Here is a 22,866-nt window from a genome sequence, read left to right on the forward strand (position 1 = left end):
ATGAGCGCCACGCTCGGTTACTTCGGCATCCGCCACCACGGCCCGGGCTGCGCGCGCAGCCTGCGCAAGGCGCTGGACGCGCTGCGCCCGGACTGCGTGCTGATCGAGGGCCCGGCTGGTGCCGAGGCCCTGGTCGAGCACCTGCGCGACGCGCAACTGCAGCCGCCGGTGGCGCTGCTGTCCTATGGCGTCGACGATCCGCAACTGGCCGTGTTCCATCCCTACGCCGAGTTCTCGCCCGAGTGGCAGGCGATGCGCTGGGCGGTGGAGCACGGCGCGACGGTGCGCTTCATCGACGTGCCGGCCGGGGCCAGCCTGGCCTGGCAGCGGGCGCGGCGCGAACGCTTGGCGGGCGATGCGGCCGCGCAGACGCAAGCGGGCGAGGGCGAGGCGCCGTCGCCGCAGGAACTCGCCGACGACGCGGCGCGCGCCGAGGCCCCTGCGGCGCCGCAGACGGCCGGTGAAGACGCCGCCGAATCCGCGTCCGCACACCCGGCCGACGACGCCGGCAGCGACGCCAGCGCCGCGACCGCCGACGCCGAGCGCCACGCCGAGCACCGCGATCCGCTCGACTGGCTCGCCCACGCCGCCGGCTACGCCGACGGCGAGAGCTGGTGGAACCACATGGTCGAGGAACGCGGCGACGGCGAAGGCCTGTTCGAGGCGATCGCCGCGGCCATGGGCGAACTGCGCGACCACGCCGAGCTGCGCAACGGCCTGGATCCGCACGAGGAAGCGCTGCGCGAGGCGCACATGCGCAGCGGCATCCGCGACGCGATCAAGCAGGGCTTCGAGCGCATCGCCGTGGTCTGCGGCGCCTGGCACGTGCCGGCGCTGGCCGGCAAGGCCACCGCCGCGGCCGACAAGGCCCTGCTCAAGGACTTGCCCAAGCTCAAGGCCGCCGCGACCTGGGTGCCGTGGACGTACCGGCACCTGAGCAGCGCCAGCGGTTACGGCGCCGGCATCGATTCGCCGGGCTGGTACGAACACCTGTGGCGGCACGGCGGCAGCCAGGGCCGCACGGTCGGCTGGTTCGCAAGGGTCGCGCGGGTGCTGCGCGAACACGCGCTGGACTGCTCCTCCGCGCACCTGATCGAAGCCACGCGCCTGGCCGACACCCTGGCCGCATTGCGCGACCGGCCGGCGCCGAGCCTGGAGGAACTCAACCAGGCCACCTTGAGCATCCTGTGCAACGGCGACGACGCGCCGATGCGGCTGATCGAGCAGGCGCTGATGATCGGCGAGCGGATCGGCTCGGTGCCCGAAGCGGTGCCCACGGTGCCGCTGCAGCGCGACCTGGAAGCCCAGCGCAAGCGCCTGCGGCTCAAGGCCGAAGCGTTGAGCAAGCCGCTGGAACTGGACCTGCGCAACGACACCGACCTGCAGCGCAGCGAACTACTGCACCGGCTGCTGCTGCTCGACATCGGCTGGGGCCGCCTCGGCGGCGCCGGGCGTTCGCGCGGCAGCTTCCGCGAAGTGTGGGAACTGGCCTGGCAGCCGGGTTTCGAGATCGAGCTGATCGTCGCCAGCCGCTACGGCCAGACGGTGGCGCAGGCCGCGACCGCGCGCGCGATCGAATCCGCGCGCCGGGCCGAGCGCTTGCCGGACCTCTCGCGCCTGATCGACCGGGTGCTGCTGGCGAACCTGCCCGATGCGGTGCAGGCGGTGGCGGCCGAACTGCAGGCGCGCGCCGCGGTCGACGCCGATCCGCTGTCGCTGCTGGCGGCGCTGCCGGCGCTGGCCAACGTGCAGCGCTACGGCAACGTGCGCAATACCGATGCGGCGCAGGTGCGGCACCTGTTCGACGGCATGCTCGCGCGCGCCTGCATCGGCCTGACCATCGCCCTGGGCGGGCTCGACGAAGAGGCCGCCGGCGACGCGCGCGAGACTTTGCTCGCCGCCGACCGCGCCGTGGCGCTGCGCGAGGACGACGCCCAGACCGCGACCTGGCGCGGCGCCCTGCGCCAACTCGCGCTGGCGCTGAGCGCCACGCCGCTGCTGCGCGGCGTGGCCACGCGCCTGCTGTTCGACGCCGGCGGCTTCGACGGCGAAGCGGTGGCGCGCGAGCTGGGCCTGAACCTGTCGCTCGGCGCCGAGCCGCTGGACGCGGCGCACTGGCTGGACGGCTTCCTCAACCGCAACGCCGCGGTGCTGCTGCACGACGACGCGGTGTGGGGATTGATCGACGCTTGGGTCTCGAACCTGGGCCACGAGCATTTCCTGCGCGTGGTGCCGTTGTTGCGGCGCAGCTTCGCCGAGTTCGAGGCCGCCGACCGGCGCGACCTCGGCCAGCGGGTCAAGCGCCCGCCGGGCGCGGCGCCGGCATCGGCGGCGCGATCGTCCTGGGACGCCGCCCGCGCGGCGCGTGCGCTGCCGTTGCTGCGCGAACTGTTCGGCCTCGAGCCTATGGGAGATGCGCGATGAGCGCGGCTACGGACAACGCCGATACCGGCCTGCCCAGCGATGCGGCGACGCCGAGCACGCGCGAGGAGCGCTGGCGCATGGTCCTGGGCAGCGAAGCCCAGGACAGCTGCGGCGCGCTCGGCGCGGGCCTGTCGCCGATGGACGCGGCCCTGGCCGCGCTGTACGAACCCAGCGGTCCGGGCGGCCTGTCGCGGCGCGGCGGCCGCGGCGGTTCGGCGCCGAACGTGGCGCGCTGGCTCGGCGACATCCGCAAGTACTTCCCGACCAGCGTGGTCCAGGTGATGCAGCGCGACGCCCTGCAGCGCCTGGACCTGCGCCAGATGCTGCTGGAAAAGGAGATGCTCGAGGGCATCCAGCCCGACGTGCACATGGTCGCCAACCTGGTGTCGCTGTCGGGCGTGATCCCGGCCGAGACCAAGCAGACCGCGCGCATGGTGGTGCGGCGCGTGGTCGAGGAACTGATGCGCAAGCTCGAAGAGCCGATGCGCTCGGCGGTGACCGGCGCGCTCGACCGCGCCCGCCGCACCCGGCGGCCGCGCCACGCCGAGATCGACTGGAACCGCACCATCCGCGCCAACCTCAAGCATTGGCAGCCCGAGTACAAGACCGTGATCCCGCAGCAGCTGATCGGCTTCGGCCGCAAGTCGCGGCGGCCGCAGCGCGAGATCACCCTGTGCATCGACCAAAGCGGCTCGATGGCGGCCTCGGTGGTGTATTCGAGCATCTTCGGCGCGGTGATGGCCTCGCTGCCGGCGGTATCGACCCGGCTGGTGGTGTTCGACACCGCGGTGGTCGACATGACCGAGCAACTCGACGACCCGGTCGACCTGCTGTTCGGCGTGCAGCTCGGCGGCGGCACCGACATCCACGGCGCGGTGGCCTATTGCCAGGGCCTGATCCGCGAGCCGCGCAACAGCATCCTGGTGCTGATCTCGGACCTGTACGAAGGCGGGGTCGAGGCCAAGCTGCTGGCGCGCGCGCAGGAATTGGTCGAGGCCGGCGTGCAGTTCATCGTGCTGCTGGCGCTCAGCGACGAAGGCCGCCCGGCCTACGATCAAGCGCTGGCGGCGAAGCTGGCGGCGCTGGGCGTGCCTTCGTTCGCGTGCACGCCGGATGCGTTTCCGGGATTGATGGCGGCGGCGATTCGCCGCGACGACGTCAACCAGTGGGCGGCGGGGAACGGGTTGGTGCCGACGCGGGCGGAGGGGTAGGGCGCGAGCGTGCGCTCGCCGCGCCGCGCGCGCTCAGCGCGGCGCCAGCGCGGTGCAGTCGTCCCAGCGAATCACGGTGGTGCACTCGCCGTTCTCGCAGGACCCACTGCGGCGCGAACTGAGCGCGCAAAACTCGAAAGCGCCGTCGTCGGTCGCGATGCGGCCGTAGTAATGCGGCCCCACGCGCATGTGCTTGCGCAGCCGGTACCAGCCTTCTTCTGCGGAGCCGTTGCCGTCCTCGCTGGACCTGGCGTAGCGCAGATGGCCGTCCGCGCGTGCCTGCGTGCTCTTTTCCAGCCAGCCTGCGCGCAGTTGCGCGGTTGCGTGCTGCAATTCGATTTCGACCACGCCGGCGGTGCGGCCGTACCAACGGCTGTTGCGGTCGCGCTCCGCGCTGCCGGCGCAGGCGGCCAGGGTGAGGCAGAGCGCACCGGCAGAAGCGATGGAACGAAACAGCATGCGGCGGCTCCATGTCGGCGGCGCTGCAGGCGCCGTCCGTTTGCCTCAAGCGGGAGAGGATCCTGCGAGAGGGTAAGCGAGTCGGCCAGTGGAGGCCATCACCAGCCCCGCCCCGGCCCGAACGCATAGCGTTCGGGCGACCGGGTCCGCGCGAGCCAATGGCTCGCAGCGCGGCCCCTCACCCCGCAAGCGGGAGAGGGGCCCAAGCAGCAGCGTCGTGAGCCGTTCCTTCTCCCGTTTACGGGAGAAGGCGCCCGAAGGGCCTGCCCCTGCGAAGGCAGGGGCGGATGAGGGCAGCGCGAAGCCGCCTGTCAGCCCGCCTTCTTCGCCGCCAACTGCCGCAGCACGTAGTGCAGGATGCCGCCGTGGCGGAAGTACTCCACTTCCTTCGGCGTCAGCAACAGCACCTTCGCCTCGAACGTCTTCTCGCTGCCGTCGGCCTTCTTCGCCGTCACCGTCGCGGTCTTGGCCTTGCCGTCGTCGAGCCCGGTCACGCTGACCACTTCCGAACCGTCCAGGCCCAGGCTCTGCGCGTTCTCGCCGTCCTTGAACTGCAGCGGCAGCACGCCCATGCCGACCAGGTTGGAGCGGTGGATGCGCTCGAAGCTCTCGGCGATGACCGCCTTGACCCCGAGCAGGTTGGTGCCCTTGGCCGCCCAGTCGCGCGAGGAGCCGGTGCCGTACTCCTTGCCGGCGAACACCACCAGCGGCACGCCGTCGGCCTTGTACTTCATCGCCGCGTCGAAGATCGCCAGCTTTTCCGGCGCCGCGCCGTCCTTGCCGTAGTACAAGGTGTTGCCGCCTTCCTCGCCGCCGAACATCAGGTTCTTGATGCGGATGTTGGCGAAGGTGCCGCGCACCATCACATCGTCGTTGCCGCGGCGCGAACCGTAGCTGTTGAAGTCCACCGGCTGCACGCCGCGCGAGATCAGGAAGCGGCCCGCCGGCGAGTCCTTCTTGATGTTGCCGGCCGGCGAGATGTGGTCGGTGGTGATCGAGTCGCCGAACAGGCCCATCACCCGCGCGCCGTGCACGTCGTCGATGCTGCCGACCTGCATGGTCATGCCGTCGAAGTAGGGCGGGTTCTTGATGTAGGTCGAGGATTCCTCCCACTGGAACGACTCGCCGTCCGGCGAGGCGATCTGGTTCCAGCGGGTGTCGCCCTTGAACACGTCGGCGTAGTTCTGCGCGAACAGCTCCGGGCCGACCGTCGCGGCGATGGTGTCGCCGATTTCCTTGTTCGACGGCCAGATGTCGCGCAGGAACACGTCGTTGCCGTCGTTGTCCTTGCCGATCGGCTCCTGGGTCAGGTCGATGTTGACCGTGCCGGCGATCGCGTACGCCACCACCAGCGGCGGCGAGGCCAGGTAGTTGGCCTTCACTTCCGGATGCACGCGGCCTTCGAAGTTGCGGTTGCCCGACAGCACCGAGGCGACCACCAGTTCGTTCTCGGCGATGCCCTTGGACACTTCGTCCGGCAGCGGGCCGGAGTTGCCGATGCAGGTGGTGCAGCCGTAGCCGACCACGTAGAAGCCGAGCTTCTCCAGGTCGTCGAGCACGCCGGCCTTCTTGAGGTAGTCGGTCACCACCAGCGAACCCGGGCCGAGCGAGGTCTTGACCCACGGCTTGGACTTCAGGCCCAGCTTTGCGGCGTTGCGCGCGAGCAGGCCGGCGCCGAGCATCACCGCCGGGTTGGAGGTGTTGGTGCAGGAGGTGATCGCGGCGATCACCACCGAGCCGTCGGACAGCTCGGCGTCCTGTTCCTGGATGCGGATCTTCGACACCGGCTTGGCCGCGAGCTGGCTCGCCTGCGGCTGGTCGCCGCCTTCGCCGTTGAGTTCCTCGATCGCGCAGCCCACGCCGCGGGGCTTGCGGTTGGCGACCAGCGGGCCGAGGTTCTCCTGGAAGTTGGCGTGCACGTTCTCCAGCAGCACCCGGTCCTGCGGGCGCTTGGGCCCGGCCAGCGACGGCTTGACGTCGCCCAGGTCGAGTTCGAGCGTGGCCGAGTATTCGGCGTGCGGCTGGCCCGGCTCGTGCCACAGGCCCTGGGCCTTGGCGTAGGCCTCCACCAGCGCGATCTGCTCGTCGCTGCGGCCCGACAAACGCAGGTAAGTCAGCGATTCGGCGTCGATCGGGAAGATGCCGCAGGTCGCGCCGTACTCGGGCGCCATGTTGGCGATGGTGGCGCGGTCGGCCAGCGGCAGGTGCTGCAGGCCGTCGCCGTAGAACTCGACGAACTTGCCGACCACGCCGTGCTTGCGCAGCATCTGGGTGACGGTCAGCACCAGGTCGGTGGCGGTGCTGCCTTCGGGCAGCTTGCCGGTCAGCTTGAAGCCGACCACCTGCGGAATCAGCATCGACGAGGGCTGGCCGAGCATCGCCGCCTCGGCCTCGATGCCGCCCACGCCCCAGCCGAGCACGCCGATGCCGTTGATCATCGTGGTGTGGCTGTCGGTGCCGAACACGGTGTCGGGGAAGGCCAGCAGTTCGCCTTCGACCTCGCGGCCCATGACCACGCGGGCCAGGTTTTCCAGGTTCACCTGGTGGACGATGCCGGTGTTCGGCGGCACCACCTTGAAGTTCTCGAACGACTTCTGGCCCCAGCGCAGGAAGCTGTAGCGTTCCTTGTTGCGTTCGAACTCGATCTTGCCGTTGAGGTCGAGCGCATCCGGGCGGCCGAACACGTCGACCTGCACGGAGTGGTCGATGACCAGTTCGGACGGAATCAGCGGGTTGATCTGCTTGGCGTTGCCGCCGAGCTTGCCGACCGCGTCGCGCATCGCCGCCAGGTCGACCACGCAGGGCACGCCGGTGAAGTCCTGCAGGACCACGCGCGCCGGCATGAAGGCGATCTCGGTGTCGGGCTCCTTCCTGGCGTCCCAGTGCGCGACCGCTTCGATGTGCTCCTTGCCGACCGTGGCGCCGCCGTCTTCATGGCGCAGCAGGTTCTCCAGCAGGATCTTCATCGAATAGGGCAGGCGGGCGATGTCGAAGCGCTCGCCCAGCACCGGCAGGCTGAAATAGGTGTAGTCGCGGCCGTTGACGGACAACTGGCGGCGGGTGGAAAACGAGTCGCTCATGCGTTGAACTCCTGTGAGGTGCTGGCTCGCGCCTCGCGCCGGGCGAGGATCTGCTTGCGGTGGACCGGGCGGCGCAGTGCGTGGCGGGGTCTGTGGGGCGATTATCCACCAGTTGCCGATGAGCGGATGTGCACGGGGTGTCGAGGCGATTCGATCGCGACGGCGGTTGCGGTTCGGCGATGCACGACGGTCCTGCGGCTTTTGCCGCGCATTTCGTTCGCCTCGGGTTTTTCCCGCGAGCCGGTCCGGCGCCGCGGACAACACAGCGTTGCGCGGGCGCGGCGGCGAGCGACCCGTTCGGTGTTCGCGCCGCCTCGCCGCGCATCGAACGAGGATGCCCGCGTTTTGTTGCGCTTCGGCAAAGGGCGCGCGCACTGCGGTCCCGGCATCGGCGATGCGCGCGGCGGGCCGGTCGCGGATCGGCAGCGCGGTCGGAGTAGCCACGTCGTGCGAACAGGGCCGGCCGCCGATCCGCCCTGCGCCGGCGACGGCGGCTCGCCGCGCGCGCCGCCCCAGGAACGAACGCCGGCGGCGCCGATTCGATCCCGAGCCGCGGCAACGCAGGGCAGCGCGCCGGGAATCGGACCGGTCCGTCCGCGGTAGCGCAGGCCTGGAAGTTTGCTGCCGGGGGCGAGGGCGGGCGTATCGGTATGGACCGGCGGCTGAACCGCAGCCGCCGCGCGGTCCCGCGCAGCGGGCGACGGCGGCCCGCAGTCTAGGGGCTTGGGGCGGGATAACTTTCTGTAAAATATGGATTTTCGCCTCGGCTCGCGACGCTTCGGCCGAGCGCTCGGCGGCCCACGGCCACCGGCCAGCGCTACAGTCCCGGCCCCTGAGCGCGGCCCAGGTATGTATAATGAGTACATACTTTCTGGAGCGTACTCATGGAAGCCACCGTCGCCGAGCGGGGTCAGATCACCCTCCCCAAAGCGGTGCGCGATGCGCTCGGCCTGACCAAGGGCACGCTGCTGAAGGTCGAGCTGGACGGCAGCCGGATCATCCTGCGCAAGAGCGTGGACGATGCGATCTCCAAGGCGCGCGGCAAGTTCGCCCTGGACGGCTTCGACTCCGGCGAGGACGCCGCCCGCGCGATGCGCGACGAGGAATGAGCCGGTGATCGCGGTCGACTCGCCGGTCCTGATCGAACTGCTCAGCGACGGCCCGCAGGCCGACGCGGTCGAGTCGTGCCTGCGCCAGAGCCTGGTCGGCGGCCGCGTGGTGGTGTGCGACGTCAGCCTGGCCGAGATCTGCGCGGCGTTGCGCGGCGGCGCGCAGGCGCAGGAAGCGCTGGAGGAAATGGGCATCCACTTCAGCGCGCTGGAAGCCAAGTCGGCGTTGCGCGCGGGCGAGATGCACCGGCGCCAGCGCCAGCGCGGCGGCGAGCCGCGCGGCTTCGGCGGTTTCCTGGTCGGCGCCCACGCCTTGCTGCAGTGCGACGGCCTGATCACCTGGAACGACACGTTTTACCGCGACTACTTCAAGGGCCTGAAGCTGATCGTGCCGCAAGCCTGAGCCCCTGCGACATCCGGTCGCCGCGATCGCTCCGGCCCCGGCCGGGCGCGTCGCCCGGCCCGTTTTACCCCACCGTCTTCATCCAGATGTTTTCTACCCAGATCCACGCGGAGAATTTTATGTTGGAAGCCTATCGCCACCACGTTGCCGAGCGCGCCGCGCTGGGCATTCCGCCGCTGCCCCTGACCGCCCAGCAGACCGCCGACGTCATCGAACTGCTGAAGGCCCCGCCGACCGGCGAGGGCGAGTTCCTGCTGGACCTCATCACCTACCGCGTCCCCGCCGGCGTCGACGACGCCGCCAAGGTCAAGGCCTCGTACCTGGCCGCGGTCGCCTTCGGCACGCAGAAGAACGCGCTGATTTCGCGCGCCCGCGCCACCGAACTGCTGGGCACCATGCTCGGCGGCTACAACATCCATCCGCTGATCGAACTGCTCGACGACGCCGAAGTCGGCACCGTCGCCGCCGACGCGCTCAAGCACACCCTGCTGATGTTCGACGCCTTCCACGACGTGCAGGAAAAGGCCGAGAAGGGCAACGCCAACGCCAAGGCCGTCTTGCACAGCTGGGCCGACGCGGAATGGTTCACCAGCAAGCCGGAAGTGCCGCAGTCGATGACCGTCACCGTGTTCAAGGTGACTGGCGAGACCAACACCGACGACCTGTCGCCTGCGCCCGACGCGACCACCCGCCCGGACATCCCGCTGCACGCGCTGGCGATGCTGAAGAACAAGCGCGACGGCATCGAGCCGGAAGAGGACGGCAAGCGCGGCCCGATCGCCTTCATCGAATCGCTGAAGGACAAGGGCCACCTGGTCGCCTACGTCGGCGACGTAGTCGGCACCGGCTCCAGCCGCAAGTCGGCGACCAACTCGGTGCTGTGGTTCACCGGCGAAGACATCCCCTTCATCCCGAACAAGCGCTTCGGCGGCGTGTGCCTGGGTTCGAAGATCGCGCCGATCTTCTACAACACCATGGAAGACGCCGGCGCGCTGCCGATCGAACTGGACGTGTCGCAGATGGACATGGGCGACGTGGTCGAGCTGCGTCCGTACGAAGGCAAGGCGTTCAAGAACGGCGAGCTGATCGCCGAATTCGCGCTGAAGTCCGACGTGCTGCTGGACGAAGTCCGCGCCGGCGGCCGCATCCCGCTGATCGTCGGCCGCGGCCTCACCGCCAAGGCGCGCGAAGCGCTGGGCCTGGCGCCGTCGAGCCTGTTCCGCCTGCCGCAGAACCCGGCCGACAGCGGCAAGGGCTACTCGCTGGCGCAGAAGATGGTCGGCCGCGCCTGCGGCCTCGCCGAAGGCCAGGGCATCCGCCCGGGCACCTACTGCGAGCCGAAGATGACCTCGGTGGGTTCGCAGGACACCACCGGCCCGATGACCCGCGACGAATTGAAGGACCTGGCCTGCCTGGGCTTCTCGGCCGACCTGGTGATGCAGTCGTTCTGCCACACCGCGGCGTATCCCAAGCCCGTCGACGTCAAGACCCACCACGACCTGCCGGCCTTCATCAGCAACCGCGGCGGCATCGCCCTGCGTCCGGGCGACGGCGTGATCCACTCGTGGCTCAACCGCATGCTGATGCCCGACACCGTCGGCACCGGCGGCGACTCGCACACCCGCTTCCCGGTCGGCATCTCGTTCCCGGCCGGCTCCGGTCTGGTCGCGTTCGCCGCGGCCACCGGCGTCATGCCGCTGGACATGCCCGAGTCGGTGCTGGTGCGCTTCAAGGGCGAGATGCAGCCCGGCGTGACCCTGCGCGACCTGGTCAACGCGATTCCGCTGGCCGCGATCAAGAGCGGCCTGCTGACCGTCGCCAAGCAGGGCAAGAAGAACATCTTCTCCGGCCGCATCCTCGAGATCGAAGGCCTGCCGCAGCTCAAGGTCGAGCAGGCGTTCGAGCTGTCCGACGCCTCGGCCGAACGTTCCGCCGCCGGCTGCACGGTCAAGCTGGATAAGGAACCGATCATCGAGTACCTGACCAGCAACATCACCCTGCTGAAGTGGATGATCGCCGAAGGCTACGCCGACCCGCGTTCGCTGCAGCGCCGGATCAAGGCGATGGAAGGCTGGCTGGCCAACCCGCAGTTGCTGGAAGGCGACGCCGATGCCGAGTACGCGGCGGTGATCGAGATCGATCTCAACGAGATCGTCGAGCCGATCGTGGCGTGCCCGAACGATCCCGACGACGTCAAGACCCTGTCCGACGTCGCCGGCGCGGTCATCGACGAAGTGTTCATCGGTTCGTGCATGACGAACATCGGCCACTTCCGCGCCGCTGCCAAGCTGCTGGAAGGCAAGCGCGACATCCCGACCCGTTTGTGGGTCGCGCCGCCGACCAAGATGGACGCCAGCGAGCTGACCAAGGAAGGCCACTACGGCACCTTCGGCACCGCCGGCGCGCGCATGGAAATGCCGGGCTGCTCGCTGTGCATGGGCAACCAGGCGCAGGCGCGCGAGGGCGCGACGGTGTTCTCCACCAGCACCCGCAACTTCCCCAACCGCCTGGGCCGCAACACCAACGTGTACCTGGGTTCGGCCGAACTGGCCGCGATCTGCTCGCGCCTGGGCCGGATCCCGACCCGCGAGGAGTACATGGCCGACATCGGCGTGATCAACGCCAACGGCGACAAGATCTACCGCTACATGAACTTCGACCAGATCGAGGACTACAAGCAGGTCGCCGACACCGTCGCGGCCTGAGGTTCGAGGTTGCGTCGACGAAGAACCCCGGCTCCGGCCGGGGTTTTTCGTTGGCGCTTGCGCGGCGACCTGAGCGCAAAGCATCGGGCCTGAAGGCCCTCTCACAAGATCGTGCCTGCTTGCATGGACCCAGGCCGGCCCTTGTGGGAGGGCCTTCAGGCCCGACGCCTTTCGCTCCGACCGCCCGATTGGCTGCTTGCCGCGGCCCGCCCACTGGCTTACGGTGCCGCCCGATCCCGCGCTTCGCCGCGGCGACGTTTCTTCCTCACCGCACCACCGACAAGGACTTGCGCATGACCCGATTCCCCCTGCGCCTCGCCGCCGCCTCGCTCGCCGCCGCGTTGTTCACCGCGCTGGCCAGCGCCGCCGACGAGGCGCCGTACCGCGACGCCGCCGAAGTGCGCAGCGAACTGGTCAAGGTGCTGGGCTGCCAGGCCAGCCGCGCCGACTACCTGCGCCTGGCCAACGCGGTCACCGAGATCTACTACGACAAGCCCGCGCAGCCGGCGCTCAAGGGCTGGAGCAAGGCCAAGGACGACAACGCGTTCGTGGCCATGTTCGACCTGCCCGAGGCGGTGACCGTGCACGGCCGTCCGACCCGCCAGCTGATGATGGCCGGCGAGGGCATCCTGGCCGTGCTCGACGGCGACATCGCCGACAAGCTGGCCGGCGAACTCAAGCTCGCGCCGGCCGACGAGCCGCTGGCCGGGCACATCCGCGTGCGCCAGGTGCGCAGCGAAGACCTCGGCGACGGCGTCGCGGTCAAGATCGTGCAGACGGTCAGCACCATCACCAGCCACCCGGGCAAGACCATGGTCGGCTGCGAGTACCGGATGAGCTACTGAGCCGGCGGTGGGGGGCGGCCTGATCGAACGGCGTCGGGCCTGAAGGCCCTCCCACAAAAACAAAGAAAGCGGCCTCTTGCGAGGCCGCTTTCTTTTGGGGCGCCTGCTTTTGTGGGAGGGCCTTCAGGCCCGACGCCGTTCGACCCGTTCGCGGTTCAATCCAACCGCGCCTCGGTCGCATCCACCATCGCCCGCTTGCGCAGCAGGAAGTCCCAGTAGCTGCCGCCGAGCTGGCGCCACAGCACCGCCGAGCGCACCGCCGCCAGCAACACCGCGCGGACCTCGGCGACCACTCCGGGCTGGCCCAGGTAATGCGGGTTGCCCTGCACCAGCACCCGCGGGCGCAGGTGGCTCAAGGTATCGGCGTAGAGCGTGCCGAGCGCGGCGATCACGTCGGGGTGGCTGCTGCCCAGGCGCTGGGCCTGGTCGGCTTGCGCGCGGATGCCGCCGAGGACCTTGTCGGCCATCGCCGCGTCCTGGACGAAGCGGCGCTCCAATTGCAGCACCGCCAGCGCCAGCCGCGGCAGGTGCTCGTCGTGGCTGCGGCTGGTGAAGTAGTCCTGCACCAGCACCAGCCCCGGGCGCAGCTGGGCGACGTTGCCGTACACCGCCGAGGGCGAGGAGGCGTCGATGCGGAACACCGACTCCAGCGCGGTTTCCAGCACGCTGGCGTTGGCCTGGCCGGTGTCGGCGATGCGCCGCACCTGGGCCAGCGCCTGGGCGAGGCCGGCGAGGGCGAGGACGCGTTCGGAAAGTTCGGCCATTACGGATTCGTCGTCAAAGTCGTCAGGGAAGGGGAGGCCGCGCGCAGGCCCGGCACCGGCGCGTCGGTGGCGGCGATCACCGCACCGCCGAGGCATTCCTCGCCGGCGTACAGCACCAGCGACTGGCCGGGAGTGACCGCGCGCTGCGGCTGGGCGAAGCGCACCGACAGGGTACCGTCCTCGCCGACCTCGACCTCGCACGACTGGTCGGGCTGGCGGTAGCGGGTCTGCGCGGCGCAGGCGAAGCGGCGGCCGGGCGGCGCGCCGGCGATCCAGTGCGCGGCCTCGGTGACCAGCGCCTGCGACCGCAGCCACGGCGTATCGCTGCCCTGGTCCACGTACAGCACGTTGCCGGCGACGTCCTTGCCGACCACGTACCACGGCGCCTGCTCGAAGCCGCGCACGCCGCCGATGGCGAGGCCTTCGCGCTGGCCCAGGGTGAAATAGAACACGCCCGGATGGCGGCCGACGGCGCGGCCGTCGACGGCGCGGATCTCGCCTTCGCGCGCGGGCAGGTAGCGGGCCAGGAACTCGCGGAAGTCGCGTTCGCCGATGAAACAGATGCCGGTGGAGTCCTTCTTGGCCGCGGTCGGCAGGTTCGCCGCGCGCGCCATCTCGCGCACGTCGCGCTTGAGCAACTCGCCCAGCGGGAAGCGGGTGGCGCCGAGCTGGGCCTGGCCGAGCTGGTGCAGGAAGTAGCTCTGGTCCTTGCTGCGGTCCAGCGCCTTGAGCAGGCGGAAGCGATCGCCGGCGCGGTCGACCCGGGCGTAGTGGCCGGTGGCGATGTAGTCGGCGCCCAATTCGCGCGCGGCGTCGAGGAAATGCTTGAACTTGATCTCGCGGTTGCACAGCACGTCGGGATTGGGCGTGCGCCCGGCCGCATATTCGGCGACGAAGTGCTCGAACACCCCGGCCCAGTACTCGCCGGAGAAATCGCGGAAGTGGATCGGCAGGCCGAGCCGGCCGGACACCGCGACCGCGTCGCGGCGGTCGTCCTCGGCGCGGCAGTCGCCGCTGCCGTCGTCGGCCCAGTTCTGCATGAACAATCCCGACAAGGCCTGCCCGGAGTCGCGCAGCAACAGCGCGGCGACCGAGGAATCGACCCCGCCCGACATGCCCACGATGGTGTCCGCCGACCTCGTCATGACCTCACACCGGCGCTGCGGCGTCCGCGAAGTGCTGGACCAGGTCGAGCGAATGGCGGCGCCCGCCGAGGTAATCGGCGGCGACCTGCCACACCAGCGGGCTGCGGTGCTGGTCGGCGCGCGCCTGCAGCTCGGCCGGGGTCAGCCATAGCGCCTGGACGATGCCTTCGTCGAGCGGGCGTTGCGGATCGTGGCGGACCGGCTCGGCGGCGAAGGCGAAGCGCAGGTAGTGGCGGCCGCTGCCGCCGGCCGAGGCGTCCGGCGCCTTCCATTGGTAGGCCCCGACGAAGGCGGTCAGGCGCACGTGCCAGCCGGTCTCCTCGAGGGTCTCGCGCAGCGCCGCCTCGAGCAGGCTCTCGTCCGGCTCCAGGTGGCCGGCCGGCTGGTTGAGCACCAGGCGCCCGCCGACGGTCTCCTCGACCATCAGCAGGCGGCCGCCGTCGACCACCACGGTGGCCACGGTCACGTCGGGTTGCCAGAAACGGCCTTCGCGGTAGCTCACGTCAGAATTCGTCCTGGCCGGGAGTGAGTTCGGCTTCCATTTGATCCGCCGCGCGCACTGCGTAGTCGATGGCGTCGTCCAGGGTCTGCTGCGAGGCGTCGGCGTCGAGCTTGACCACGAACACCGCGACCCCGTCCTGGCTGACCCAGCCGCCGAGCTTGCTGAGCTGGCCGTCCTCGAGCAGGCGGTTGGCGACCGCCGCCGGCAGCGCGCCGCGGTCGGCGCTGCGGTAGGCCGGCGACCAGATCTCGCGCACCTTGAGCGAGCCGTAGCGCTGGGTGCGCGAGAGCACGTAGGCCATCTGGCTGCGTTGTTCGTCCAGGGCGAAGGTGAGGACGAAATCGCCGTCCTCGTCGACCTCGTACTTGTAGCCCAGCGCCTGCAAGTGCGCGCGCAAGGCCGGATCGCCGTCCTTGGACGCGGCGGCGTCGCCGTCGCGGGCCGGCTTGGCGGCGGCCTTGGCCGCGTCGGCGGCGGGCGCGGCCGGCGCGCCGGACCGGGCCGGGTTCGCCCACGCGGGCGCGGCGGCCAGCGCGGCGAGCAGCGCGGCGCCGGCGAGGCGGAACGTGGAGCCGGTCGGAAAGCCGGGGATGGGGCGCATGCGGGTCCTTGAATTCGCTGGCATCGGCGCAATCTGCACCGACGGCACCGCTACAGATGGCGGCGCTGCGGCATTTTGCAATGCGGCCGTGGATGCGTCCAACGCCGCGCCGCGACCGCTTCCCGCGTGACCGGGGCCGCGTCCCCAGAGGGCAGGAGTCTATAATCTTCGCATGGCCAAACAGACCGACCACGAACACAGCCACGGGGTCCTGGTGGAAGCCGGCAAGCCCGAGCTCGCCCGCCCGCCGCTGTACTCCGTAATGCTGCTCAACGACGACTACACCCCGATGGACTTCGTGATCGAGGTGTTGATGCGCTTTTTCCCGATGAACGTCGAAAAAGCCACCCAGATCATGCTGCACGTGCATACCCGCGGCCGCGGCGTATGCGGCGTCTTCACGCGCGAAGTCGCCGAATCCAAGGTAGCGCAGGTGAACGAATTTTCAAGGATGCATCAGCACCCCTTGCTGTGCACGATGGAAAAGGCCTAAAAGGGAGCTGAAGCATCCCCCTGGGGCGGGGCATGGAAAAGCCGGCGAGCGCCCCCACGTAGCGAGCATACGTCCTGGAGGCTCCGTCCCCATGTTCAGCAAGGATCTCGAATACAGCATCGGCCAGTGCTACAAGCGCGCCCGCGAGGCGCGCCACGAGTACATGACGGTCGAACACCTGCTGCTCGCACTACTCGACAACCCGTCCGCCGAGGCCGTCCTCAAGGCCACCGGCGTCGACTTCGCGCGATTGCGCAGCGACCTGGAGCAGGCCATCGCGACCTCGGTCCAGGTCCTGCCCGACGATGTCGACCGCGACACCCAGCCCACCCTGGGCTTCCAGCGCGTGCTGCAGCGCGCGGTCTACCACGTCCAGTCCTCGGGCAAGAAGGAAGTCACCGGCGCCAACGTGCTGGTCGCGATCTTCGGCGAGAAGGACTCGCACGCGGTCTACTTCCTCAACCAGCAGGACGTGGCCCGCCTGGACGTGGTCAATTACCTGTCCCACGGCATCGTCAAGCAGGGTGGGGAAGAAGGCCACGCCCACCACGAGGAAGAGGCCAAGCCGGCCGAGGGCATGGACGCGGACGGCAAGTCCGACGCCCTGGCCGAGTTCGCCAGCAACCTCAACCAGCTCGCCCGCGACGGCAAGATCGACCCGCTGGTCGGCCGCGCCGACGAAGTCGAGCGGACCATCCAGGTGCTGTGCCGGCGGCGCAAGAACAACCCGCTCTACGTCGGCGAGGCCGGCGTGGGCAAGACCGCGATCGCCGAGGGCCTGGCCAAGCGCATCGTCGACGGCGAGGTGCCCGAGGTGCTGCGCGGCGCCACCATCTTCGCCCTGGACCTGGGCGCGCTGGTGGCCGGCACCAAGTACCGCGGCGATTTCGAGAAGCGGCTCAAGGCGGTGCTGGCCCAGCTCAAGAAGCAGCCCGAGTCGATCCTGTTCGTCGATGAGATCCACACCATCATCGGCGCCGGCTCGGCCAGCGGCGGCACCATGGACGCCAGCAACCTGATCAAGCCGGCGCTGTCCTCCGGCGAGCTGCGCTGCATCGGCTCGACCACCTTCCAGGAATACCGCGGCATCTTCGAGAAGGATCGCGCGCTGGCGCGGCGCTTCCAGAAGATCGACATCGTCGAGCCGACCGTCGGCGAGACCTACCAGATCCTGCAGGGCCTCAAGCCCAAGTACGAGTCGCACCACGGCGTCACCTACGCCGACGAGGCGCTGCAGGCGGCGGTGGACCTGTCGGTCAAGCACATCGGCGACCGCCTGCTGCCGGACAAGGCCATCGACGTCATCGACGAGGCCGGCGCGCGCCAGCGCCTGCTGCCGGAGAGCGCGCGCAAGAGCCTGATCGACATCGAGGAAATCGAGACGATCGTGGCCAAGATGGCGCGCATCCCGACCAAGCAGGTCTCGGCCAGCGACAAGGACGTGCTCAAGAACCTCGAGCGCAACCTCAAGATGGTGATCTTCGGCCAGGACCCGGCGATCGAGACCCTGGCCTCGGCGATCAAGCTCGCGCGCTCGGGCCTGGGCAATCCGGACAAGCCGATCGGCAACTTCCTGTTCGCCGGCCCCACCGGCGTGGGCAAGACCGAGGTCACCAAGCAGCTCGCGCTGCAGCTGGGCATCGAGCTGGTGCGCTTCGACATGTCCGAATACATGGAGCCGCATTCGGTCAGCCGCCTGATCGGCGCGCCTCCGGGCTACGTCGGCTTCGACCAGGGCGGCCTGCTGACCGAGAAGATCGTCAAGACCCCGCACTGCGTGCTGCTGCTGGACGAGGTCGAGAAGGCGCATCCGGACATCTTCAACATCCTGTTGCAGGTCATGGACCGCGGCACCCTCACCGACACCAACGGGCGCGAGGCGAACTTCAAGAACGTGATCGTGGTGATGACCACCAACGCCGGCGCGGCCCAGGCCTCGCGGCGCTCGATCGGCTTCACCAAGCAGGACCACTCCACCGACGCGATGGAAGTCATCCGCAAGGGCTTCTCGCCGGAATTCCGCAACCGCCTCGACGCGGTGGTGCAGTTCCAGGCGCTGGGCTTCGACCACATCCTGCGCGTGGTCGACAAGTTCCTGATCGAGCTGGAGACCCAGCTGCACGAGAAGAACGTCTCGCTCTCGGCGACCCCGAGCGCGCGCGACTGGCTGGCCCAGCACGGCTTCGACCCGCTGATGGGCGCGCGGCCGATGGCGCGGGTGATCCAGGACCAGATCAAGCGCCCGCTGGCAGACGAGCTGCTGTTCGGCAAGCTGGTCGGCGGCGGCCGGGTCAGCATCGACGTCAAGGACGACCGGCTCGTGGTCGATGCCCAGGCCGAACCGGAGAGGCTGTTGCCGGCGACGGTGTGATCGTCGGCCGCGATTGCGGCGCAACGGAAAAGGCGGCCTGCGGGCCGCCTTTTTCGTTTGCCACGGGCTCGCCGGCGTCGATCCATTCTTTGGACATGGATCGCGCCGTCAGCATGCGGATGCGCAGGGCCGGAGTGAGTGCGCTGTGCCGACGGCTGCGTATCCGCTGGCGCCTCGCCGACGCGGACAGTGTCCGCGCGCTCGCGTTTTCGCGAGGCGGCCGTCTCAGCGCCGGGTGTAGCGCTTGTACGCCTGCGCGTCGATCTTCTCCACCCGCGTGATCGAGCAATAGTCGCGCTCGGTGGTCAGCTTCGTGCCCTGCGGGCACAGGCGCGCGTTCTGCTCGTCGGTGGAGATCGACAGCTTGCCGGTATAGCTCAGATCGCTGCAGCCCTGGCGCGCCTGTGCGCGGTAGTACTGTTCGCCGTCGCGGATCGCGATGGCGCCGTCGCCGGCGCGGCGCACGCTGTGCTCGGCGCCCAGGTCGATGCAGTCCTGCAAGGGCTCGGCGGCGAGCGCAGGTGCGCAGGCGGCGGCGAGCGCGGTGGCGACGGCGATGGCGGACAACAGCTTCATGCTTCGTATCCTTGAGTTGGAGTGGTCGGCGTATGCGCAAATCTAGCGATGGCGCGCGTCGGCCAAATCTGGAAAAAGTCGCGGTGACCTTCGTCACGGCATGACCTTTGGCCCACACGCGCGGCGTCGCTGCGGCATCCGTGGTGCGGATGCCGCTTCGTCGCCAGAAGTGCGTTCGATCCATGGATGCGGCCGCGGGCGCGATGGTTGCAGCGCCGGTGCGCGTCGTTCGCGCGGCGTGCTATGCCGCGCTGCGATGCGTCGGTGCCGTGCCGGCGCGGGCGACGCGCGGCGAGATGATGCGTGCGCATCGCGATGCGATGGCGTCGTCGTTGCGTCGCGGCAGTGGAGCCGAGCCGCAGCGTTGCGCGCGCAGCGTTTCGGTGCGCGCGGATGGATGCGCGCTATCGGCGAGGCGCGCGAGCGCATTGGTCGCGGCCTTCGCCGAACGCGTCGCCTTGCTGCGCTGCGCAACGATGCAGCGCGCGCGGACCCGCGAAACGCGCTGCGCGTCGCATCCGCGGCGTGCGTTGCGGCGTGCGCCCTGTCGGTTTTGCCAGGGGCCGCCGGCGCGTCCGGGCGCCGATGCTAGCGTCCGCTCGCCCGCGGGCTGCGGGCGGCGGCGGCGACGCCGCCTCACCAGGAAGAGGAGTCCGATCCCATGAAGAAGCGTTCTCTCGCGGCCGTGGCCGCGTTCGTGTTCGGTTGCGCGGTGGTGACCACGGCGATGGCCGCCGACGCCTGCCAGACCTGCTGGCAGCGTTACAACAAGTGCGTGGCCGTGATGGATGTGCAGACCTGCGAGTACCAGGTCGAGAACTGCCTGAAGAGCAACGGCTGCCCGAACCCGCCGTGGTGAGTCGCGCTCGCATCATCGGGCGCGGCTGAGGCGCGCGCCTTCCGAAGTCATGGATAAGGAGGTTGTATGAAGTCTCGCCACACCCCGTTCGTGGCGCTGGCCGCGTTCGTGTTCGCGTTCTCGGCCGCGGCGATCGCCGCCCCGGGCGGTGCCTGCAAGCAATGCCGTACCGAGTACCAGGCCTGCATGAACAACGGCGGCTGGGACGGTACCCGCGATTGCGAAACGCCGTTCAGCGTTTGCCTGATCGCCGCCGGCTGCCCGCTGGAGTGAGCCCCGGGCGCGGGCCGGCACAGGCCCGCGCGCTCCACCTCGGCGGCGGCAGCGCCGTCGCCACGCCGGAAACGAAAAAGGCGGCCATTGGCCGCCTTTTTCAACAGGTTACCGCCATTACTTCATGCGGTACGTAATCCGGCCCTTGGTCAGATCGTAGGGCGTCATCTCTACCTTGACCTTGTCGCCGGTCAGGATGCGGATGTAGTTCTTGCGCATGCGACCCGAGATGTGGGCGATGATTTCGTGCCCGTTTTCGAGACGCACGCGGAACATGGTGTTCGGAAGGGTTTCCGCCACCGTGCCCTCGAATTCGATCACGTCGTCTTTTGCCATGTGCTTCCCAGGAAGGTGGACTCGCAGAGGAGTCCTGGAGTCGGGTGTGTGGGCGTCGCGCGCCCGCGAAGCCGAGCATTTTGCCACGGCTGCGGCCTGGGCGCAAAAAATCGTTAATGAGATGGCCGTCGGGCCGCCAGGGGGCCCAGCGGGGGCGCCGGCGGGCGTCTCAGCCTGGCGCGGGCGCGGGCAGGGGCTCGGCCAGTTCCGCCGCGGCCATGGTGCCGAAGCGCGCGGTCCAGGGGCCGGGTTCGAAGCCGGGCAGGGCCGCCAGTTCGCCGGCCCGGGCCAGGAACCGGGCGCGCGGCATGGCCTGGGCGCCCAGACTGGCCAGGTGCGGGTTCTCGACCTGGGCGTCGAGCAGCGGCCAGCCCCAGCCGTGCAGGCGCCGCGCCAGCGCCGCCAGCGCCACCTTGGAGCCGCCGGAGGCCGCGCTGAACATGCTCTCGCCATAGAACATGCGGCCGATGGCGATGCCGTAGATGCCGCCGACCAAGGCCTCGCCGTCGAACACCTCGACCGAGTGGGCGTGGCCGAGCCGGTGCATGCGGGTGTAGGCCTCGATCATCGCCGGTACGATCCAGGTGCCGTCCTGGCCCGGCCGCGGCGCCGCCGCGCAGGCGTCGATGACCGCCTCGAACGCGGTGTCGGCGCGCACCGTCCAGGCGCTGCGGCGCAGGCCGCGGCGGAACTTGGAGGCCAGCCGCACCGCGTCGGTGTGGAACACCGTGCGCGGGTCCGGGCACCACCACAGCAGCGGATAGCCCTCGCTGGGCCAGGGAAACACGCCGCTGCGGTAGGCGTTGAGCAGGCGCGCCGGGCCGAGGTCGCCGCCGACCGCGAGCAGTCCGTCGGGCTCGATCAGGGCGCGGTCGCCGGGCGGGAACGGTGCCTCGGGGTCGCTGGGCAAAAGGAACGGCAGGCGCTTCATGGGTCCGATGATGGCCGATCCGGCGGCGCGCCGGCGTCGGCGGCATCGGCCTTGAACGGCGAATGCGCGCGCAGGGTCGCGGCGTAGCGCCGGATCGAGGCCGCCTCCTCGCGGCACCACGGCCGCAGCGCGTCGCGGAACGCCGGGTGGGCGATCCAGTGGCGGCTGCGCACCTGGGCCGGCAGGAAGCCGCGGGCCAGCTTGTGCTCGCCCTGGGCGCCGGGCTCGAACGCGTGCAGGCCTTCGCGCAGGCAGTACTCGATGCCCTGGTAGTAGCAGGTCTCGAAGTGCAGGCCCGGCAGTTCGGCGCGCGCGCCCCAGTAGCGGCCGTAGAGCGTGTCGCCGCCGCGCAGGCACAAGGCGCCGGCGACCGGCTCGCCGGCGTATTCGGCCAGGAACATCACCAGCGCCTGCGGCATCGTCCGCGCCAGGTGGCGCAGGAAGTCCAGGGTCAGCGCGGCGTGGTTGCCGTACTGGTCGAAGGTACTGCGGTAGAAGCCGTACATCGTCGCCAGGTCGGCGTCGCTGGCCTGCGCGCCTTCGACGGTGCGGAAACTCACCCCGGCGCGCGCGACCTTGGCCCGTTCCTGGCGGATGTTCTTGCGGTGCTTGTGGTCGAACGCGGCGAGGAACTGGTCGAAGTCCTGCCAGCGCCGGCCGTGCGGGTCGGCCGGGTTGCGCCAGTGGTACTGCACGTCCAAGCGCTGCAGCCAGGCGTCGTCGCCTTCGGCGGCGAAGGCGGCGTCTTCGTCCTCCGGATGGAAGTTCACGTGCGCCGAGGACAGCTCCTGGCGCTCGCACAATTGCCTCATCGCCTGCAGCAGCAAGCGCCGGTGCGCGGGTTCGCGCGCGAGCAGGCGCGGGCCGGTCACCGGCGAGTAGGGCACCGCGGCCAGCCACTTGGGGAAGTAGTCCAGGCCGTGCTGCTCGTAGGCGTGGGCCCAGGCGTGGTCGAACACGAACTCGCCGTGCGAGTTCTGCTTCAGATAGGCCGGCATCGCCGCGACCAGGCGGTCGCCTTGCCAGACGGTGAGGTGATGCGGCGTCCAGCCCCAGTCCGCGCGCAGGCAGCCGGTGGCTTCCAGCCCGTGCAGGAAGGCGTGGGCGACGAACGGGTTGGCGCCGTCGTGCAGCGCGTCCCACTGCGCCGCGGGCACCTCGGCGAGCGCGCCGAGCAGGCGGATCGCGTAGGCGTCGCCGGCCTCGCTCACGGTGCGGGCGCGGCTTCGCGGGCGCGCAGGTACACGTCGGGGTCGTGCTTGTGCATGTGCTGCTCCGGCCGCGGCAACGCAGTGAAGCCGAGCTTGGCGTACAGCGGCTGCATGTCGCTGGTGACCAGCAGCCAGCGGCGCAGGCCCTGCACGCGCGGGTCGGCCATCAGGGCTTCAACGACTGCGCGGCCGTAGCCGCGGCCGCGCTGCCGCGCAACCACGAACACGTCGGCGAGGTAGGCGAACGTGGCCTGGTCGGTGACCGCGCGGGCGAAGGCGACAAGCTCGCCGTCGAGGTAGCCGCGGTAGCACAGCGAGCCGTCCAGCGCGCGGCGCAGGGTGTCGGCGGGGATGCCGGCGGCCCAGTAGGTTTGCGAGAGAAAGCCGTGGATCACGGCGAAATCGGCATCGGACAACGCGTCGTCGCGGAAGCTCAGCATCGTGGCGGCCATCGGGCGGAAGCAGCGGACACGCGGCGGTGCCGGAGGGCCCGCCGCTGTCGCGGCGGGCCGGCAGACGGCGGGCGAGGGGACCGGCGGGTCGGCGAACGGCCCGCCCGGCGCGCGCG

At 70.0% G+C, this 22,866-nt stretch carries 21 protein-coding genes; 10 read left to right on the forward strand and 11 right to left on the reverse strand.

Annotation, left to right across the window (positions count from 1 at the left end):
- Both BLV01_RS07265 and BLV01_RS07270 read left to right on the forward strand, forming a co-directional pair.
- Complete coding sequence (locus tag BLV01_RS07265) at window positions 1-2,424, forward strand: DUF5682 family protein (RefSeq protein WP_091796072.1); 2,424 nt, start codon at window positions 1-3, stop codon at window positions 2,422-2,424.
- Window positions 2,421-3,635 (forward strand): vWA domain-containing protein, encoded by a 1,215-nt coding sequence (locus BLV01_RS07270; RefSeq protein WP_091796075.1) that lies wholly within the window; start codon window positions 2,421-2,423, stop codon window positions 3,633-3,635. Before BLV01_RS07265 ends, BLV01_RS07270 begins: the two co-directional genes overlap by 4 nt.
- 33 nt (window positions 3,636-3,668) lie before the next feature.
- Here BLV01_RS07270 and BLV01_RS07275 read toward each other — a convergent pair whose 3' ends face one another.
- Window positions 3,669-4,094, reverse strand: coding sequence for a hypothetical protein (locus BLV01_RS07275; RefSeq protein ID WP_091796078.1), 426 nt, complete (start codon window positions 4,092-4,094; stop codon window positions 3,669-3,671).
- A 311-nt stretch (window positions 4,095-4,405) separates the two neighbouring features.
- Window positions 4,406-7,174 (reverse strand): aconitate hydratase AcnA, encoded by a 2,769-nt coding sequence (gene acnA / locus BLV01_RS07280; RefSeq protein WP_091796081.1) that lies wholly within the window; start codon window positions 7,172-7,174, stop codon window positions 4,406-4,408.
- An 884-nt stretch (window positions 7,175-8,058) separates the two neighbouring features.
- Here acnA and BLV01_RS07285 point away from each other — a divergent pair.
- The 4 genes from BLV01_RS07285 (at window position 8,059) to BLV01_RS07300 (ending at window position 12,236) form a co-directional block, all read left to right on the forward strand.
- Window positions 8,059-8,283, forward strand: a complete 225-nt coding sequence (locus tag BLV01_RS07285) for an AbrB/MazE/SpoVT family DNA-binding domain-containing protein (RefSeq protein ID WP_074868802.1) — start codon at window positions 8,059-8,061, stop codon at window positions 8,281-8,283.
- Window positions 8,284-8,287: 4 nt separating this feature from the next.
- On the forward strand, window positions 8,288-8,686 hold the full coding sequence (locus BLV01_RS07290; protein ID WP_091796084.1) for a type II toxin-antitoxin system VapC family toxin: 399 nt from the start codon (window positions 8,288-8,290) through the stop codon (window positions 8,684-8,686).
- A gap of 119 nt (window positions 8,687-8,805) precedes the next feature.
- Window positions 8,806-11,391 carry a bifunctional aconitate hydratase 2/2-methylisocitrate dehydratase gene (gene acnB, locus BLV01_RS07295; protein ID WP_091796087.1) on the forward strand — a complete coding sequence of 862 codons (2,586 nt, stop codon included), beginning with the start codon at window positions 8,806-8,808 and terminating at the stop codon, window positions 11,389-11,391.
- Window positions 11,392-11,684: 293 nt separating this feature from the next.
- Window positions 11,685-12,236, forward strand: coding sequence for a hypothetical protein (locus BLV01_RS07300; RefSeq protein ID WP_091796090.1), 552 nt, complete (start codon window positions 11,685-11,687; stop codon window positions 12,234-12,236).
- 155 nt (window positions 12,237-12,391) lie between these two features.
- Here the strand turns inward: BLV01_RS07300 and hflD are convergent, their stop codons facing one another.
- From hflD to BLV01_RS07320, 4 genes are read right to left on the reverse strand one after another with little or no spacing between them, the layout of a single operon-like run.
- Window positions 12,392-13,000, reverse strand: a complete 609-nt coding sequence (hflD, locus tag BLV01_RS07305; protein ID WP_091796093.1) for a high frequency lysogenization protein HflD — start codon at window positions 12,998-13,000, stop codon at window positions 12,392-12,394.
- Window positions 13,000-14,145 carry a tRNA 2-thiouridine(34) synthase MnmA gene (gene mnmA / locus BLV01_RS07310; RefSeq protein ID WP_091796096.1) on the reverse strand — a complete coding sequence of 382 codons (1,146 nt, stop codon included), beginning with the start codon at window positions 14,143-14,145 and terminating at the stop codon, window positions 13,000-13,002. The genes hflD and mnmA overlap by 1 nt, the downstream gene beginning before the upstream one ends.
- A gap of 4 nt (window positions 14,146-14,149) precedes the next feature.
- The gene (locus BLV01_RS07315; protein ID WP_091796099.1) at window positions 14,150-14,647 is read right to left on the reverse strand and encodes an NUDIX hydrolase; all 498 of its coding nucleotides are present in this window, start codon (window positions 14,645-14,647) and stop codon (window positions 14,150-14,152) included.
- A 1-nt stretch (window position 14,648) separates the two neighbouring features.
- Window positions 14,649-15,248, reverse strand: a complete 600-nt coding sequence (locus BLV01_RS07320) for a type III secretion system chaperone family protein (protein WP_175485812.1) — start codon at window positions 15,246-15,248, stop codon at window positions 14,649-14,651.
- Between the two features lie 172 nt (window positions 15,249-15,420).
- On the opposite strand from BLV01_RS07320, the gene clpS reads away from it, so the two are divergent.
- Both clpS and clpA read left to right on the forward strand, forming a co-directional pair.
- The gene (gene clpS, locus BLV01_RS07325; RefSeq protein ID WP_091796102.1) at window positions 15,421-15,741 is read left to right on the forward strand and encodes an ATP-dependent Clp protease adapter ClpS; all 321 of its coding nucleotides are present in this window, start codon (window positions 15,421-15,423) and stop codon (window positions 15,739-15,741) included.
- A 91-nt stretch (window positions 15,742-15,832) separates the two neighbouring features.
- Window positions 15,833-18,112 (forward strand): ATP-dependent Clp protease ATP-binding subunit ClpA, encoded by a 2,280-nt coding sequence (gene clpA, locus BLV01_RS07330; RefSeq protein WP_091796104.1) that lies wholly within the window; start codon window positions 15,833-15,835, stop codon window positions 18,110-18,112.
- A gap of 225 nt (window positions 18,113-18,337) precedes the next feature.
- Here the strand turns inward: clpA and BLV01_RS07335 are convergent, their stop codons facing one another.
- A complete protein-coding gene (locus BLV01_RS07335; protein WP_091796108.1) occupies window positions 18,338-18,688 on the reverse strand; it encodes a hypothetical protein in 351 nt (116 codons plus the stop codon).
- A gap of 661 nt (window positions 18,689-19,349) precedes the next feature.
- Between BLV01_RS07335 and BLV01_RS07340 the strand changes: the two genes are divergently transcribed.
- Both BLV01_RS07340 and BLV01_RS07345 read left to right on the forward strand, forming a co-directional pair.
- Window positions 19,350-19,547: a hypothetical protein gene (locus BLV01_RS07340; protein WP_091796111.1), complete on the forward strand. Its 198-nt coding sequence runs from the start codon at window positions 19,350-19,352 to the stop codon at window positions 19,545-19,547.
- A gap of 66 nt (window positions 19,548-19,613) precedes the next feature.
- Entirely contained in the window at window positions 19,614-19,820 is a 207-nt protein-coding gene (locus tag BLV01_RS07345; protein WP_091796112.1) for a hypothetical protein, read from the forward strand.
- Window positions 19,821-19,937: 117 nt separating this feature from the next.
- Here BLV01_RS07345 and infA read toward each other — a convergent pair whose 3' ends face one another.
- From infA to BLV01_RS07365, 4 genes are all read right to left on the reverse strand, one after another.
- The gene (gene infA / locus BLV01_RS07350; protein ID WP_031372296.1) at window positions 19,938-20,156 is read right to left on the reverse strand and encodes a translation initiation factor IF-1; all 219 of its coding nucleotides are present in this window, start codon (window positions 20,154-20,156) and stop codon (window positions 19,938-19,940) included.
- 169 nt (window positions 20,157-20,325) lie between these two features.
- Window positions 20,326-21,087 carry a leucyl/phenylalanyl-tRNA--protein transferase gene (aat, locus tag BLV01_RS07355; protein WP_091796113.1) on the reverse strand — a complete coding sequence of 254 codons (762 nt, stop codon included), beginning with the start codon at window positions 21,085-21,087 and terminating at the stop codon, window positions 20,326-20,328.
- Window positions 21,084-22,271, reverse strand: a complete 1,188-nt coding sequence (locus BLV01_RS07360; RefSeq protein ID WP_091797323.1) for a GNAT family N-acetyltransferase — start codon at window positions 22,269-22,271, stop codon at window positions 21,084-21,086. Before BLV01_RS07360 ends, aat begins: the two co-directional genes overlap by 4 nt.
- 23 nt (window positions 22,272-22,294) lie before the next feature.
- Window positions 22,295-22,750, reverse strand: coding sequence for a GNAT family N-acetyltransferase (locus BLV01_RS07365; RefSeq protein ID WP_254782544.1), 456 nt, complete (start codon window positions 22,748-22,750; stop codon window positions 22,295-22,297).
- Between the last annotated feature and the right edge of the window lie 116 nt (window positions 22,751-22,866).

Source organism: Lysobacter sp. yr284 (genome assembly GCF_900107375.1).
In the GTDB taxonomy this organism is placed as follows: Bacteria; Pseudomonadota; Gammaproteobacteria; order Xanthomonadales; family Xanthomonadaceae; genus Lysobacter.

What these genes read in the sequence shown, in the direction of transcription:
- BLV01_RS07265 (WP_091796072.1), top strand. Translation starts at nt 1, where the DNA reads ATGAGCGCCACGCTCGGTTACTTCGGCATCCGCCACCACGGCCCGGGC.
- BLV01_RS07270 (WP_091796075.1), top strand. Translation starts at nt 2,421, where the DNA reads ATGAGCGCGGCTACGGACAACGCCGATACCGGCCTGCCCAGCGATGCG.
- BLV01_RS07275 (WP_091796078.1), bottom strand. Translation starts at nt 4,094, where the DNA reads ATGCTGTTTCGTTCCATCGCTTCTGCCGGTGCGCTCTGCCTCACCCTG.
- acnA (WP_091796081.1), bottom strand. Translation starts at nt 7,174, where the DNA reads ATGAGCGACTCGTTTTCCACCCGCCGCCAGTTGTCCGTCAACGGCCGC.
- BLV01_RS07285 (WP_074868802.1), top strand. Translation starts at nt 8,059, where the DNA reads ATGGAAGCCACCGTCGCCGAGCGGGGTCAGATCACCCTCCCCAAAGCG.
- acnB (WP_091796087.1), top strand. Translation starts at nt 8,806, where the DNA reads ATGTTGGAAGCCTATCGCCACCACGTTGCCGAGCGCGCCGCGCTGGGC.
- BLV01_RS07300 (WP_091796090.1), top strand. Translation starts at nt 11,685, where the DNA reads ATGACCCGATTCCCCCTGCGCCTCGCCGCCGCCTCGCTCGCCGCCGCG.
- hflD (WP_091796093.1), bottom strand. Translation starts at nt 13,000, where the DNA reads ATGGCCGAACTTTCCGAACGCGTCCTCGCCCTCGCCGGCCTCGCCCAG.
- mnmA (WP_091796096.1), bottom strand. Translation starts at nt 14,145, where the DNA reads ATGACGAGGTCGGCGGACACCATCGTGGGCATGTCGGGCGGGGTCGAT.
- BLV01_RS07320 (WP_175485812.1), bottom strand. Translation starts at nt 15,248, where the DNA reads ATGCGCCCCATCCCCGGCTTTCCGACCGGCTCCACGTTCCGCCTCGCC.
- clpS (WP_091796102.1), top strand. Translation starts at nt 15,421, where the DNA reads ATGGCCAAACAGACCGACCACGAACACAGCCACGGGGTCCTGGTGGAA.
- clpA (WP_091796104.1), top strand. Translation starts at nt 15,833, where the DNA reads ATGTTCAGCAAGGATCTCGAATACAGCATCGGCCAGTGCTACAAGCGC.
- BLV01_RS07335 (WP_091796108.1), bottom strand. Translation starts at nt 18,688, where the DNA reads ATGAAGCTGTTGTCCGCCATCGCCGTCGCCACCGCGCTCGCCGCCGCC.
- BLV01_RS07340 (WP_091796111.1), top strand. Translation starts at nt 19,350, where the DNA reads ATGAAGAAGCGTTCTCTCGCGGCCGTGGCCGCGTTCGTGTTCGGTTGC.
- BLV01_RS07345 (WP_091796112.1), top strand. Translation starts at nt 19,614, where the DNA reads ATGAAGTCTCGCCACACCCCGTTCGTGGCGCTGGCCGCGTTCGTGTTC.
- infA (WP_031372296.1), bottom strand. Translation starts at nt 20,156, where the DNA reads ATGGCAAAAGACGACGTGATCGAATTCGAGGGCACGGTGGCGGAAACC.
- aat (WP_091796113.1), bottom strand. Translation starts at nt 21,087, where the DNA reads ATGAAGCGCCTGCCGTTCCTTTTGCCCAGCGACCCCGAGGCACCGTTC.
- BLV01_RS07365 (WP_254782544.1), bottom strand. Translation starts at nt 22,750, where the DNA reads ATGGCCGCCACGATGCTGAGCTTCCGCGACGACGCGTTGTCCGATGCC.